At 46.6% G+C, this 14,504-nt stretch carries 15 protein-coding genes; 4 read left to right on the top strand and 11 right to left on the bottom strand.

Features of this window, described 5'->3' with window-relative positions:
* Positions 1 to 25 precede the first annotated feature (25 nt).
* The 4 genes from QRX25_RS04570 to QRX25_RS04555 all read right to left on the bottom strand — a co-directional run bounded on the left by QRX25_RS04570 (position 26) and on the right by QRX25_RS04555 (position 3,323).
* Complete coding sequence (locus QRX25_RS04570; RefSeq protein ID WP_013351641.1) at positions 26 to 1,564, bottom strand: bifunctional GNAT family N-acetyltransferase/carbon-nitrogen hydrolase family protein; 1,539 nt, start codon at positions 1,562 to 1,564, stop codon at positions 26 to 28.
* Positions 1,557 to 2,246 carry an HAD family hydrolase gene (locus tag QRX25_RS04565; RefSeq protein ID WP_065981034.1) on the bottom strand — a complete coding sequence of 230 codons (690 nt, stop codon included), beginning with the start codon at positions 2,244 to 2,246 and terminating at the stop codon, positions 1,557 to 1,559. Before QRX25_RS04565 ends, QRX25_RS04570 begins: the two co-directional genes overlap by 8 nt.
* A gap of 128 nt (positions 2,247 to 2,374) precedes the next feature.
* Positions 2,375 to 2,797 (bottom strand): CBS domain-containing protein, encoded by a 423-nt coding sequence (locus QRX25_RS04560; RefSeq protein WP_065981033.1) that lies wholly within the window; start codon positions 2,795 to 2,797, stop codon positions 2,375 to 2,377.
* Positions 2,798 to 2,927: 130 nt separating this feature from the next.
* On the bottom strand, positions 2,928 to 3,323 hold the full coding sequence (locus tag QRX25_RS04555; RefSeq protein ID WP_065521797.1) for a DUF5365 family protein: 396 nt from the start codon (positions 3,321 to 3,323) through the stop codon (positions 2,928 to 2,930).
* A gap of 109 nt (positions 3,324 to 3,432) precedes the next feature.
* Here QRX25_RS04555 and QRX25_RS04550 point away from each other — a divergent pair, with 109 nt between their 5' ends.
* Positions 3,433 to 4,341, top strand: a complete 909-nt coding sequence (locus tag QRX25_RS04550; RefSeq protein ID WP_212100798.1) for an RluA family pseudouridine synthase — start codon at positions 3,433 to 3,435, stop codon at positions 4,339 to 4,341.
* Here QRX25_RS04550 and srtD read toward each other — a convergent pair.
* A complete protein-coding gene (gene srtD / locus QRX25_RS04545; RefSeq protein WP_212100795.1) occupies positions 4,338 to 4,934 on the bottom strand; it encodes a class D sortase, LPxTATN-specific in 597 nt (198 codons plus the stop codon). The two genes, QRX25_RS04550 and srtD, sit on opposite strands and share 4 nt — an antisense overlap.
* Entirely contained in the window at positions 4,931 to 6,994 is a 2,064-nt protein-coding gene (locus QRX25_RS04540; protein WP_212100793.1) for a bifunctional metallophosphatase/5'-nucleotidase, read from the bottom strand. Before QRX25_RS04540 ends, srtD begins: the two co-directional genes overlap by 4 nt.
* A 193-nt stretch (positions 6,995 to 7,187) precedes the next feature.
* Here QRX25_RS04540 and QRX25_RS04535 point away from each other — a divergent pair, with 193 nt between their 5' ends.
* Positions 7,188 to 7,853 carry a spore coat protein gene (locus QRX25_RS04535; RefSeq protein ID WP_212100789.1) on the top strand — a complete coding sequence of 222 codons (666 nt, stop codon included), beginning with the start codon at positions 7,188 to 7,190 and terminating at the stop codon, positions 7,851 to 7,853.
* A 1-nt stretch (position 7,854) separates the two neighbouring features.
* Here the strand turns inward: QRX25_RS04535 and QRX25_RS04530 are convergent, their stop codons facing one another.
* Both QRX25_RS04530 and QRX25_RS04525 read right to left on the bottom strand, forming a co-directional pair.
* Complete coding sequence (locus QRX25_RS04530) at positions 7,855 to 8,757, bottom strand: hypothetical protein (protein ID WP_065981028.1); 903 nt, start codon at positions 8,755 to 8,757, stop codon at positions 7,855 to 7,857.
* A 122-nt stretch (positions 8,758 to 8,879) separates the two neighbouring features.
* Complete coding sequence (locus QRX25_RS04525; RefSeq protein ID WP_065981027.1) at positions 8,880 to 9,422, bottom strand: YhcN/YlaJ family sporulation lipoprotein; 543 nt, start codon at positions 9,420 to 9,422, stop codon at positions 8,880 to 8,882.
* 142 nt (positions 9,423 to 9,564) lie between these two features.
* Between QRX25_RS04525 and QRX25_RS04520 the strand changes: the two genes are divergently transcribed.
* Positions 9,565 to 10,164 carry a hypothetical protein gene (locus tag QRX25_RS04520; protein ID WP_212100786.1) on the top strand — a complete coding sequence of 200 codons (600 nt, stop codon included), beginning with the start codon at positions 9,565 to 9,567 and terminating at the stop codon, positions 10,162 to 10,164.
* Between the two features lie 182 nt (positions 10,165 to 10,346).
* Here the strand turns inward: QRX25_RS04520 and QRX25_RS04515 are convergent, their stop codons facing one another.
* Both QRX25_RS04515 and QRX25_RS04510 read right to left on the bottom strand, forming a co-directional pair.
* Positions 10,347 to 10,559 carry a M20/M25/M40 family metallo-hydrolase gene (locus tag QRX25_RS04515; protein WP_373925696.1) on the bottom strand — a complete coding sequence of 71 codons (213 nt, stop codon included), beginning with the start codon at positions 10,557 to 10,559 and terminating at the stop codon, positions 10,347 to 10,349.
* 243 nt (positions 10,560 to 10,802) lie between these two features.
* The gene (locus QRX25_RS04510; RefSeq protein ID WP_081309493.1) at positions 10,803 to 12,194 is read right to left on the bottom strand and encodes an L-cystine transporter; all 1,392 of its coding nucleotides are present in this window, start codon (positions 12,192 to 12,194) and stop codon (positions 10,803 to 10,805) included.
* 151 nt (positions 12,195 to 12,345) lie between these two features.
* On the opposite strand from QRX25_RS04510, the gene QRX25_RS04505 reads away from it, so the two are divergent.
* The gene (locus tag QRX25_RS04505; RefSeq protein ID WP_115997873.1) at positions 12,346 to 13,428 is read left to right on the top strand and encodes a GGDEF domain-containing protein; all 1,083 of its coding nucleotides are present in this window, start codon (positions 12,346 to 12,348) and stop codon (positions 13,426 to 13,428) included.
* Positions 13,429 to 13,443: 15 nt separating this feature from the next.
* Here QRX25_RS04505 and QRX25_RS04500 read toward each other — a convergent pair whose 3' ends face one another.
* Positions 13,444 to 14,277, bottom strand: coding sequence for a MetQ/NlpA family ABC transporter substrate-binding protein (locus tag QRX25_RS04500; protein ID WP_212100783.1), 834 nt, complete (start codon positions 14,275 to 14,277; stop codon positions 13,444 to 13,446).
* Positions 14,278 to 14,504: the final 227 nt, after the last annotated feature.

The following is a 14,504-nucleotide window of genomic DNA, read 5'->3' as shown; positions in this document are numbered from 1 at the left end:
GCCCCCTAAGCGGAGCGGGCTTTCTTTATTTAAGATGCGTAATCCGGTAAATGTCTTTGCGCCGGTCTTTCAGCTGGCGCACGGTTCCGTTTTCACGCTGCCTTCTTAAAATTTCAAGGTCGACGTCCCCGATAACGACCATTTCGATATTCGGATTCGTTTCACCGACGATTCCGTCTCTGGCGAATTCAAAATCAGACGGCGCAAAAATGGCTGACTGTGCGTACTGAATATCCATATTTTCTGTTTGCGGCAGGTTTCCGACCGTGCCTGAGATGACGGTGTAAATCTGATTTTCAACCGCCCTCGCCTGAGAGCAGTACCTTACGCGCAAGTAGCCTTGGCGGTCTTCAGTACAGAACGGCGTAAAGATAATTTTCGCCCCTTGATCCGCGGCAATTCTCGCAAGCTCCGGAAACTCAATATCGTAGCAGATCTGAATGGCGATCTTTCCGCAGTCCGTATCAAATACGCGCACCCTGTCTCCGGCGCTGATGCCCCACCATTTCCGCTCATTCGGCGTAATGTGAAGCTTATATTGTTTTTCAATCGTGCCGTCACGTCTGAATAAGTAGGCGATGTTATAAATTTTCCCCTCTTCTTCAACGAAGTGGGAACCGCCGATAATGTTGACATTGTATTTCACCGCGAGGTCTGTAAAGAGGCTGATATAGTCCTCGGTATATTCGGTAATCCTCTGAATGGCCAGACTCGGAGAACGCTCCTCAAGGAAAGACATCAGCTGCGTCGTGAAAATCTCCGGGAACACCGCGAAATCAGATCTCGCATCGGAAGCCACGTCCACATAATATTCAACCTGATTGGCAAATTCCTCGAAGGAATAAATCTTTTTCATTTCATATTGAATGACGCAAATGCGCACCGGAAATGCCGATTTGTAATAGCGCTTCGACTGCGGAAGGTAGTCGACATTGTTCCATTCCATTAATGTCGCGTATTTAATGGACGCGGTGTCATCCGGAAGATAATTCGGATTGATCCGCATAAGCGTAAATCCGTTCATCAGCTGGAAGGAAAGCACCGGATCATAAATCTGATGGCGCGTTACCTGTTCAACATAGGCTCTCGCCGTCATTTCTTCCGCATACTTATGGTAATTCGGAATCCGTCCGCCGATAATGATGCTTTTTAGATTCAATCGTCTCGCCAGGTCTTTTCTCGCTTCATACAGCCGATGTCCGATCTTCATCCGTCTGTATGCCGGATGGACCATCACTTCAATCCCGTACAAGTTCAGCCCGTCCGGGTTGTGATTCGTGATATAACCGTCGTCTGTAATGTCCTGCCATGTGTGGCGGTCATCATATTCATCGAAGTTGATGATCAGGCTGGAGCATGAGCCGATAATTTCCCCTTCATACTCCGCACAAAACTGACCTTCCGGAAAATGCGCGAGGTGGCTGATTAAATGCTCAGGCTCCCATGGCTCCATCCCCGGGAAACAATCTTTTTGCAGCTCAATAATTTTGTTGATATCTTTTTCTTCCATATTCCGTATGACCATTTTCTTTTCAAAACGGGTCAGATCAAGTTTCTCAGACAATGCTGTTTCCCCCTGCCGGTTCGTTTTGATTGTTCAATCGCTGTAAAAGTAATTCAAGTTCCATTTCCGCCATTGATTCCAGTCTGTGATCGTATTCTTCAAACAACAGAGCGCCCGTTACCTTATTCGGCACGATGACACATTTCATACCGGCGCGTTTGGCTGCGATTGAGCCGTTGACGGAATCCTCAAAGGCAAGGCATTCAGACGGTTCAACGCCTAAATGTTCCGCCGCTTTCAGATAAAGCTCCGGATTCGGCTTCACTTCCTCTACGTCGTCGGCGGTCTGAATCACTTCAAATTCATCAAACAGACCTAATTCCTTCAGATGGCCCGACACCCATTTGAAATCCGAGCTTGAAGCGAGCCCCACCTTCAATCCTAATTCTTTTGCCGCGGCTAAATAAGCCTCAACCCCGGGACGCGCCGTTTCCGTCTTCATCCGCTGTTCGAAGCGCCCGCGCCTGATCGCCGTCAGTTCGTCATGATCAAGCTTTCTTCCCAGCTGCTCCTCTAAATAGGCGAACGGCTTAAACCCCGCAGCCGTTCCGATCACCTTTCCCCAGACGGATAAAGGCAATGTCGATCCGTGTTCTTCAAACATTTCCTGCAGCACTTCATATTCGTGGGTTTCTGTATCTAAAATTAACCCGTCAAAATCAAAGATCAATGCTTTTATCACTGTTTACAGCTCCTTTAGCTAATCGTACTGACTTATGTATACACTATACCTTGAATGTCTTTCGCGTTCAAAATGTAACATTCGGACGGAAAGAAGAGCCTGCATTCAGTGCAAGCTCTCTTCATCCGTTACTGTGTGTTTTGGCTGGAAATATTAGAAAGAGCTGCTCCCGCAGACTCATTTGAACGCTGATCGACCGCTAAGTCTCCAAGCGCAACGATCCCGACCAGATGATTTTGATCGACAATGGGAAGGCGGCGGATTTGGTGTTGGGCCATCAGATGTGACGCCTCTTCAAGACTCATCTCCGGATTTCCGGATACCACTTTAGAAGACATCACGTGTGAAACAGGTGTTTGGCCGTCACGGCCTTGAGCCGTTGTTCTCAATGCGATATCACGGTCTGTCAGCATTCCTTTTAACTCTCCTCCGTCAACGACGGGAATCGCTCCGACATTATGCTGATGCATCAGCGCAGCCGCTTCCTGAATCGTTTGGTTAGGAGAAACGGTAGCCACGTGGGTAGTCATTGATTGTTTGATTGAACTCATTGTAAAGCACCCCTTTCGACATTTATTATGCTCGGGGGTTTGTCTCATTATAAAGGGAGTTAGAGGAAAGAAATTATGGTATCATGTCAAAGAAGCAAAAAAGAGCCTGTAAAAAGGCTCTTTTCAACCGTCAGATCAGCCTTCTGTAACCGCAGGCTTCTGATCCGGCCCCTGTCTGAAAATCATCATAAGTAAACGGAAAATTCATCCCGCAATCATTCAGCAAAGCACAATTTTTATTAAACAGCGCCCGTTCTTTGGCATCATATACCCGGTGCGGCTTTGACAGCATGATATGTACCGTTTGCAGACAAGCCATAATTTGAAACGCTTCTTTTAAAGTTCCTTGGTAAAGTTGGTTTTGTAAAGATAATACGCCCCTTTTTTTAAAGCGCTGAATTTCCAGTTCGGGGAAATAAAGAGGAAAGACATTTTGGAACAATTCAGAGGAAAGCTCTTGTATTACGCTTTCTTGTCCGTCAGTCGCTGCGTTCACAATTCTCACATCAATCACCTTTCTTGCCATGTGAATATCCTTAATCTTTATCAAGAATAGCATAGAAAAAAACGCGAAAGCTAAGGTAAGTGTTTCCTATTGAAACAGCCGCTTTCCGCTTGAAAAGGAGCTTTATGATATGAAACAAAATGACCGCGGGCTGGAACTTCTGATTACGGAAAAACACGCCGGACAATGGCTGTTTTCTGTCCTGAAATCAGAATTTCAGGCGTCAAAACCCGTGATAACTGAATGGATGAACCAAGAAAGCATTCAAGTAAATCGAACATCTCCCAAAAACAACATCATACTGAAAACCGGAGACCGCCTATTCATTGATCTTCAGGAAAAAACGGATTCTTCGGTGATTCCGGAATATGGGGAAGCGGAAATTTTATTTGAGGACAGTCATATGCTGATTGCAAATAAGCCGGCGGGAATGCCGACTCATCCGAATGAAGAGGGCCAGACCGGAACCCTCAGCAACCTGATCGCTTATCATTTTCAAATCAACGGCGAACAGGCGAAAGTGCGCCACGTTCACCGTCTTGACCGGGACACGTCAGGTGCGGTCGTTTTCGCTAAACATCGGCTGGCTCACGCAATCCTTGACCGTCAGCTCGAAACCAAAACATTAAAACGCACTTATATCGCCGCGGCGGAGGGAAAAGTGAAGCCGAAAAAAGGCACGGTTGATTCTCCGATCGGCCGTGACAGGTCACATTCCGTCAGACGGCGCGTCTCACCCGGCGGACAAGCCGCCGTCACCCGTTACAAAGTGAAAGGCTATCATCCCGGCGCACGGCTTTCACTGGTCGAGCTTGAATTGGAAACCGGAAGAACACATCAAATCAGGGTGCATATGGCAAGCATCGGCCATCCGTTAGCGGGAGATGAGCTGTACGGCGGCAGCCGGGCGCTGTTTCACAGACAGGCGCTTCACGCCAAAAAGGTCAGTGTCATCCATCCGATCTCCGGAGAAGAAATTGTTGCCGAAGCGCCGATGCCGGCTGATCTGGCCCACTTTGCCGAAACGTATTTCTCTTAAACCGGGTCGGCATATATAATATATCGTTTCGGCGCATTTCCGATATAAGAAAACGGGTAGCAAGTGGTCAGGATCAGTTCCTCCCGCTCGTGCTGAAGGGTAATGACAGACGTATCATCCCGGCTGACGATTTTTGTATGGCTGATTTTATAAGAAAACGTGCCGTAAGACAAAATCACGTTCAGTCTGTCTCCTTTTTTCAGTTCGCCGGTCCGGCGGAACACCGTGTCCCTGTGGCCGGATAATACAATTTGGCCGTGTTCATCCGGATAATAGCTGTCTTTGTAATGTCCCACGCCTTTTGCTAAATCATCTGCGTCAGTCCCTTCCACAATCGGGAGTTCAGCGTCGATTGCAGGGATTTCTAAAATACCGCTTGCTTCACCTGTTTTAGGGTGAAATTCTTTTTTGCGTTGTGCCAGCACGGCGCTTTTTGTTTCTTTCTTTGCCAGGACAGGTTCTGCCGCTTTTTTTGCTTCTTCAAGCGATTGGTTTGTTTTCATATGTGAATCGACGATCTTCCAGCTTCCATAACATGTGATGATGACACCGATGATGATGACAAGAAGCGGAATGTGTTTCAGTTTGTTCATGGGGTGCGGGTTCTCCTTTTCTTTCTGTAAAGCCAAAATACGCCTGCACCCGTAATCACCAGGCCGGCCAGTGCCGTCTGATGGCTGCCCGCTGAAGTATCAGGCAATGGGCGGCCTTTTTGTGTGCCGCTTTCAGTCTGTTTTGTGCTTTGTTCCAGATTTGGAGCCGGCGCAGCGCGGGCTTCAGGAATTGGTTGCACGGTGTCAGAAGCTGTTTCTTCTATGACAGGACGTTCAGGTTTTTTAGTTTGATCAGGCTGTTCTGCCGCAGCAGGTTTATCTTCTTTAGCGGGTTTTTCTGCCGGATCGGGTTTTTCTCCGTTACCAGGTTTGCTGCCTCCGGGTGTTTCCACTCTCCCCGGCGGGTTTCCGGTGTCATCAGGTGATTCGGTTTCTGATGCTGTGCGGATGCGGCCCTCGGATTGATAAGTAATCGGAGCTGAAAAGCTTTTGACATGGTCTACTGTCGCTTCCAAATCCTCCGGCCCCGTCACCGGATGTTTCCCTAGTTTCCCAATTGGGCCGTACTTTGCCCCGGCTGCGGTTGCCATAAAATCATTGACTGTTAATGTATATACCTTTTCGGGCTGTATGTCTGTCCCATCCGCCATTTTCATATCAACCGCTTTTCCGGTTTCCGGGTTCCATGTATAAGAAAATCCGCTGATGCTGTAATCCGGGCCGTAAGCCGGGGAAATTTGCGCATTGATGATGTCCCGCAGATCTTTCCCTTTGATTTCAAGCTTCGTCAGTACATTGCCGAACGGCTGTATATTATAAAGATCTCCCCATGTGATCGGCCCTTTTTTTATGCTGTCCCGGATGCCGCCGCCATTCATAAGCGCAAAATCGGATTTCATTTTGGCTTTCATACCGTCGGCAATCAGATTTCCGAGCGCCGTGTCCCCGTCATTTGAATAGCCGCCCGTTATTTCATGGGCCGCTTCCCCGACCACTTCGCTGACAATCGGTTTCACTTTCTCTTCATATTTGCTTAATATGCTTGCCGCTGCTGGGTCAGGCTTCATTTTACTTTGATCGATGTATTGGATTTCCGCTGATTTTTTTACGATATCCTTCGACTTTTTATCAAGTTCGAGATCGGCGATTCCGATTGCTTTTCCGTATTCAAATGCCTGCACGATCAGCTTCCCGTTGACTTCCCCGTTTACGACTTTGTGATTGTGCGCGGCGAAAATCACATCAATCTCCGAGTCTGTCCCGTCGGCCAGCTTTGCGGATTCTCCCGTGATTGCAGTGCCATTTTGTTCAGCAGACATATGGGCTAGCACTGCGATTGCTTTAATTCCTTTCTTCTTCAGATCGGCGGCGGCTTCATTTACGGCCTTTACCTCATCGGTAAACGTGATATTTTTAATGCCGTCCGGAATGACCATGCCCGCTGCCGATCTTGTTACAACCCCGATAAAAGCGACCGGAATTCCGGACACGTATTTGATTTCATACGGCGGCAGAAAGGACTCCCCTGATTTCAGTTTACAGTTGGCGCAAACGAGCGGGAAATTTTGGCCGTCATAACCGCTTGTCCCCTTACCGTCCGGATGATCTCCTCCATTGATGATCCGCATCAGCTCATTTGTTCCTTCATCGAATTCATGGTTGCCGACAGTCCCGACATCAAAACCGATGTCTTCCATCAGTTCAACTGTCGGTTCATCTTGAAAAAGGGCTGACACAGGGGAACTGCCCCCGATCATATCGCCCGCATGCACCACAAGGGCGTTTTCTTTCCCGGCTTTCGCCTTTTTAATATACGCCGCAGCGTAATCCATCCGGCCGAAGGTGCCGTCCGGTTTACCGTCTCCGTTAAGGTCCAGCTCATATTGCTGATCAATTTTTCCGTGCAGATCATTCATGCTGATGATTCTGAGCGGGACACGGCCGGGGTCTTCTGTCTGCTGTTCTTTATCTGCCTTATCCGTTCCAGATTCATTCGGAAGACCGGCTTGTCCGATAGCTTCCGCATCTTTCACGCTGAAAATCATAAAACAAACCGCCAGCAAACAGAACCACTGACGCATACACCTTTTTTTCTTCATTTATTTCCCCCCTTGTCTTCTAAGAAATACGTTAGCTTATTTTCTTAAAAATCACATCACTTTTTTGTAAAGATTGTCTTCATTGGAGCAAAATAGTAAATAATCCCCATGTAACGAATCAGGACTTGATGTATAACGGATCGGCTTTCTTCACATCTTAATGATGATTTGACATGAAGGAGGAAAACAACCAGTGGAACAGCAGCAGAATCAGCAGCAGCCGCCAGTAAATCAGGGGATGCCGGGTTCACCGCAAGTGAATCACGGAGGACATGAGCTTTTCGATATGCATGAAGTACTGGCCGGAACAGTCGGTGTTTTGGATCAATTTATGATGCTCAGACAGTTTATACAGGATCAGCAGCTGGCCGATATCCTTGATCGCCAGTACCAATTCATTCTCGGACTCTATAATCTGACGGCAGAATGCTTTAAGACCGGACAAAAGCCTTCCCAGGAAACTTCGACATATATGATGAAGGAACAGAATCAAGCCGTGTACGGTATAAAACCGACACAGCCGAAAAAACCGAATCAATCATTAAGTGATGTCAAAGATCTCGGGATAAGCGGCCATATGCTCGGCCTGATTAAAGCACAAGCTTCTCTCTTGACGATGAGCTCGCTTGAAATGACCAATCCTGTGACAAGAAGAGTGCTCTCCGCTCAAATTCAGCAATACGTTGAAATGGCTTATGAAATCTTCTTATACCAAAACAAACACGGTTATTATCAGGTTCCTCAGCTCAATGCACAAGATATGCAGGCCATGCTGAATTCCTTTGCGCCGGCGCAGGGGCAGCCGCAGATGCCTCCGACTAAAGGACAAACGGGACAGCAGCAGCAAAACCTGCATTGATTTAAGAAACGGCGTTGGATACCTGTCTCTCCAATGCCGTTTTCTTTTTTTCATATGCTTTTGTGAAATCATGTTCAAAGCGTTTCAGGCTTTCTTTTGTAGCCGCTTTAAAGCCTTTTTCAAAATCCTGTGTTTCGGCGGTTTTATTAATAATAGTTAAAATAATGCCTTCTCCGAATGTATCGGTTAAATCCTTTATCATATAGAAGCTTTGCAAATACACATCCGTCTCATATTCCGTACGCGATTTCTGCCATTTTCGGTCGGTCGTTAATTGATCAAACGGCACGACGGAAAATGTAATCGGATCAATGACTACATCATAATGCGCGACCCACTCGCTCAGCCCCTCATGAAACCAAAGCGGAAATACAGACGTGGCGGTCCCCATTTGACGTGTTTTTTGATGAAACGCATAGTGCGTATATTCATGTATAATTAATTGCTTATACATAAAAACAGCCAGCTCATCTTTTTTCAAAAGCTGTTTTTTCTCATCAGGCAAAAGCCCTATCATCTGCTCCTGCTCTGAATAAAAACCGACTACATTTTTCAATCCTGAATATTGCTCAATTTCAGCTTCATCCGAAAAGAAAATGAGTTCAAGGGGCGCTGTTCCTTTATAGCCGACAATGATTTGGCTGATACGCTTTGCGTAGTCTAGCGTAAGCTTGGTCAGATCCAGCAGCGGCTTTTCATCCGCCGTATAGTAAATCGCTGTATGTTTGTAAATTTCTTTATTCATGTGTTCAGTCACTTGTTCCTTCGTCGGAACAGAGCGGCTGTTTTGGCCTGACAGGACGTACATCATACTTACTGAAACGGCTGAACTGACAGCCAATATGACAAGGACTCCGCACAGGATCAGAGTGAATGCCGCCCGTTTCCCCATGCCGTCACGCAAACAAGCTCCCTCCCCGATCCTTCAATTTTCATCTCATTCTTTACCTTATGCGCCTAAGCGTCGGGGCGTGACGGCAGATAAAATAAAAAAGCCGCAGCAGAATGCGGCTTTTTCAAATTCATTTATTTATTGGGATTTGGGAATACACGCTGCACCATTTGACCGAATTCATCAAACAGACCGGATACAGGGTGGCCGTTTTTGATTCGTTTTCCGTAGCCTTGCATACGTTCAACGAAATCCGGGTTTGCTGATACATATACTGTCCGGACATGTTTATCGGCTGATTTCACTTTATCGGTAATCTTTTGTTTTAAATGGTTGGCGATGGCGCCTTTTTGCCCGTTTGTCAAAACAACGGCAACATAAGCGCTGTTTCCGGCAACGATCACAGTTGCATTTTTAACTTCTTTCAGATCAGTCACCTTGTCTGCGGCTTTATCAGCTACTCTCAGGTTACGGTTGTTATTATGATCAGTAGTGTTTTGGTTATGACGGTTCACTGTATTCATATTTGTCGCACCGTCATTAGGCGTGTTGCGGTAATTTACATTCTGGGTACGGTCGTGATTTCGTTTTCCTTCTCCCTGGTTCCCCATGCTGCACCCTGCGGTAATCAGCATCGGCAGAAGAAGGGCAGAAATAACTGCTTGTTTTTTTATCATGTGAATTCCTCCTTTCTCACTTTACGTATAGGTTTTTCTAATCGGCGGGATTTATGCACGCCGTTTGCTTTGCGCGGCTTGGATAAATTTCAGAAGCAAAGGAAAAGATAAGCGTAATCAATTGAATGAGGAGGGATTTAACTTGTTCAGACAAAAAAAAGGCATCAGCCCGACAGCGCTGCTGATCGGATCATCACTTTTGATCACAGCTTTATCACCGGAAATCCGCCGCAAAATCACCGAAATGGTTTCAGGCCAAATGCAGCATAAGGATGGCGCTCATTCCATGCAGCCTGCTGATCTGATTAAACAGGCTTTCGGCGGGGAATCCCGCGGCCAGCAGCATACAGACAAAGCCCAGCACTCACAAACCGACTCTATGCAGCCTGCCGATCTGATCAAACAGGCTTTCGGCGGGGAATCCGGCGGCCAGCAGCATACAGACAAAGCCCAGCACTCACAAACCGGCTCTATGCAGCCTGCCGATCTGATCAAACAGGCTTTCGGCGGGGAATCCGGCGGCCAGCAGCATGAGCAGACTTCCCGTAATCACTCCGGCTCATCATCTTCGTCTCATGAACACAGCCGGAGCCATACAGACGGACAGACAGACCGCCGAAAAGAAACTTCGGCAAAGCCTCACTATACGGAGCCGATTCACTTTGAAGAAAGCGCGGTAAATGTTTTAAATGACAGCACCGTGATGAATATGCTGGAAGAAATCGAACCCGGAAATCAGTAAAAAAACCCATGAATCCTTGTATAGTAAGGATTCGTGGGTTCTTTAATCCTTAAAAAGATTTTCCCGCCGGTTTTGGACTCGGTGAGCTAAAAAAATCCTTCATTCGTTAACATTGCCATAACAGACATCTTGTTTAACCGTAAGGCTCCATCCATCATCGAAGCTATAAATTGATCTTGATATTAGTCAGACGATAGATCACAAACGACATCTAATAACACATTGGCACCTGCTGCAAGGTGATGATCTTTCGTGTACTCTTTAGGGTTATGGCTGATACCCTCTATACTTGGAACAAAAATCATAGCCGTTGGACAGATGCGGGCCATCATCTGTGCATCGTACCCGGCTTCTTGATCATGTAAATCAACTGGAAATGTCGCTAATGACGGAATTACATTGATAGCATTGGGCTCAAAACTTAGTGATTATACTGAAGGAGACACTGATCCGGAAAATTATCGGAGTGCAGTCTGGGGAACAGACAATTAATGCAGCGGCAACGTCTTTCTTCTCACTAAAAAAGCCTTAACTTCCGGGTGAAGTTAAGGCTTTTTAAGGTCGAGAATTTTATTTTTATGAGGCCAGCCATGTAGTGTGGCTGTACAACAAACTTATGTGCCAATGGCAGGCTTTAGTTAAGCTTCTTCAGCTTCAATGACGATGGAAGAATCATTGTAAACCGAGGTATCGGTTTCCTTCGTCATTTTACTTGTTAACAGTCCCGCGGTCATGCTGCCGCTGACATTTAAGGCAGTGCGCCCCATGTCAATTAACGGCTCAATTGAAATGAGCAATCCGGCAAGCGCAACAGGCATGTTTAAAGCGGATAAGACGAGAAGGGCCGCAAATGTCGCGCCGCCTCCTACGCCTGCTACACCGAATGAACTGATTGCCACTATCGCGATGACGGAAATGATAAATCCCGGTTCAAACGGATTTTGCCCCACCGTCGGCGCAATCATCATCGCAAGCATCGCCGGGTAAATGCCGGCACAGCCGTTTTGGCCGATCGATAAGCCGAATGAACCTGCGAAGTTCGCAATTCCTTCCGGTACGCCCATGCTTTTTTGTGTTTTAATATTGAGCGGCAAAGCCCCTGCGCTTGAACGTGACGTAAAGGCAAATACCATGACCGGAAATGCTTTTTTCACATATGTGACCGGATTTAAACCGCTGAACGTGATCAGCAGCAAGTGAATGATAAACATGACGATAAGCGCGGCGTATGAAGCGATAACAAACATGCCCAATTTCACAATGCTGTCTATGTCGCTTGTCGCGATCGTTTTTGTCATAATCGCCAATACCCCGTAAGGCGTCAGCCTTAAAATTAATGTAACGACTCGCATAATAATCGCGTAAACCGCATCGACAATTCCGCTGAATGTCGCAGCGTGCTCCGGCTGCTTCCGTTTCACTCCGAGGAAAGCGATGCCGAGAAAAGCGGCGAAAATAACAACTCCGATGGTGGAAGTCGGTCTTGCCCCCGTAAAATCAAGAAACGGATTCGCCGGCAGGAGTTCAACGATTTGCTGCGGCAGCGTTTTGGCCGTCATATCCTCAGATTTTTGCTGCAGCTCCTGTCCTCTTGATAACTCAGTGCTCCCCTGGTCGATATGAACGGCCTTCAGATCAAAGGAAAGCGCCGAAACAATTCCGACTGCCGCGGCAATTGCTGTCGTGGCGATTAAAATTCCGATGATCAGGCCGCTGATTTTTCCGATGTTATGGGTCAGCTTCAGCTTCGTAAATGCGCCGAGAATGGAAATAAAGACGAGCGGCATGACGATCATCTGAAGCAATTTAACATAACCGCCGCCGGCGATATTAAACCAATCGGCCGTTTGTGTAACGATATGTGAAGCCGGCCCGTAAATCAATTGCAGTGCAAAACCGAATACAATGCCTAATCCGAGCGCGGTAAAGACACGTTTAGAAAAGGAAACGTGTTTTTTTTGCATCACAAAAAGACCTGCTATAAGCAAAAGCATGATGAAAACATGTAAGACAACAAATAAATTCTCCAAAACAGGTAAACACTCCCTTGTTCATTATCCTTTAACACTATATTATATCAATTCCGATCGGTCAAGTAAGGATTGACAATATATGTATTTTTATAGACTTTTCTCTTTTCTTTCCACCCTTTCTTTAGTAACTTATAAAAGGGTGATTGTTATGCTGAAGGAACTGTTTCTTAATTTGACGATTTTAATCACATTTAATTATCTCTTCACCCTTCTTTTTAAAGAGTCGCTTTCGCATAAAGAAGACCGTCCGATGTTTCAATTACTAAAGGGGACGGCCTGCGGGCTTTTAGGGGTTTTTCTGATTGCTTTCGGCTTTTCTTACTCCGATTCCATCATTGATCTCAGAAATATCCCCATTATCATTGCCGCTCTTTACGGAGGCTGGGTGTCTACGGCAGCTGCCTTTATGATTATCGTCGCAGGCCGGATACTGATCAATTTCAATGCCAGCGCCATTTTTTCCATCGCCGCAGTCGGGATGATTGCGATTCTTTCTGTAGCCGTCCTCAGAGGAAAAAAGCCGGATCGCAAAAAGGCGTTCGTTATGCTGCTTTTCTCAAACGTTATTTTCACCTTGACGATGCTGTTACTTATGCCTGAACAGCAGCCTGCCATGGCCCTCGTTTATTATTGGCTCATTTCCACCGTGGGCGGAATGCTGTCACTGTATATCATCAAACACGAAGCCGATGCCCGCCTTTTATTCAAGCAATACAAGTTTCAAGCGAATTATGATTTTCTGACAGGAATTTTTAATAAGAGAAAATTTGAGGAAGTCTCGCGCGTTCTTTACGACCGGGCGTCTCAATCCGCCTCATCTCAGCTCGCGCTTATTTATTTTGATATTGATCACTTTAAACAGATCAATGATCAATACGGCCATTATGAAGGTGATCAAGTGCTGAAGGAACTGGGGGCGCGGCTGAGGTTCTTAATCAGCGGCTCTGATACGTCAGCCCGGATCGGCGGCGAAGAATTTGCCGTGCTTATACCGAATTGCACATATAAAAAAGGGCTTCATCTCGCAGAAGAAATCAGACAGGCTATTGACGGGAACCCGATTCTTTTAACGAGCGGAGATACAATTCCCGTGACCGTTTCCCTCGGCATCGCGCATTATCCGACAAATACGGCGGATCCGCAGACATTGCCTCTGATCGCAGACCGGCTGCTGTACAAAGCAAAAACATCAGGACGCAATCAAGTGTGCAGCACTGAAAAAAAAGAATGACCGCCGCAAGGGGAATCATTCTTTCTTTTCAGTGAGAACGCTGCTGCCCGGCAGGAAAACGGGAACCAGACTGCCCTGATATTCTTTTTCAATAAACGCCGCGGTATCATCTGATTGATACAAAGACAGGAGTGTTTGCATCCGCTCATCATCTTTATCTTCAGCTCTGACGGCGATCAGATGAATATACGCTTCCTTCAACTGCGCCGATCGGATCAGCGCGTCCTTCTCCGCATGAAATCCTGCTTTTTTCGCATCACTTTGACTGAGAACTGCTGCGTCAGCATGTTCCGCCGCTTGAAATGCGTTCTTTTCTGTTTCTGTTTTTAAGATCAGACGTTTCGGGTTGTCCTTGATCATATCTGCTGAACCCGTCCCGTTGAATCCTTTTTTCAATGTAATCAGCCCGGCCTCCTGCATGAGAAAGAGCGCTCTGCCGAAGGCCGCCGCTTCGTCAGGCACGGCAATGACCGCGCCGTCCGGTATATCCTCCAGCTGTTTATACTGCTTGGAATACACCCCGATCGACGCCGCATATGTCGTTCCTAAAGGGGCCAGCTTCTTTTTCACATTAGGCGGCAGGGATTTAAAATAAGAAACGGTTTGAAACGCATTGGCATCGAGATCTCCGCCGGCAAGTGCCAAATCGGCCTCCGCATAATCCGAAAACGTAGCCAATGAAAGATTCAACCCTTTCTCTCTTGCTTTTTTTGCGACAAAATCCCAGATCATTTGATCAGATTCATTGATTCCGATAGTAATTGTCCGATTCCCCGCGGGGGAATGGCATGAAGTAAGTGACATGATCACGATGAAGAGAAACAGACTGTTTATAAGCCGCAGGTTCAAGATGACCTACTCCCTATCTATTGTTATGTGCAAAAGCTGCACCATGCATTCGGGCTATGATTAAGTTAACAATACCGATTAAAAAAAGGGTTGTCAATTGCTTCCTTCACAAGGTGAAATGCGGCTTTTACCAGCTGAAAATGTGCTGTTCAGTCTCAGATCGGCTTTCCGCACCAGGTTGTTCCGCCTTAAATAATGTTATTTCAAAAAAAGTTACATTTAGCAGT

The organism is Bacillus sp. L381 (genome assembly GCF_030284525.1).
GTDB lineage: Bacteria > Bacillota > Bacilli > Bacillales > Bacillaceae > Bacillus > Bacillus amyloliquefaciens.
This window is presented reverse-complemented; position numbering and strand designations above follow the sequence as displayed.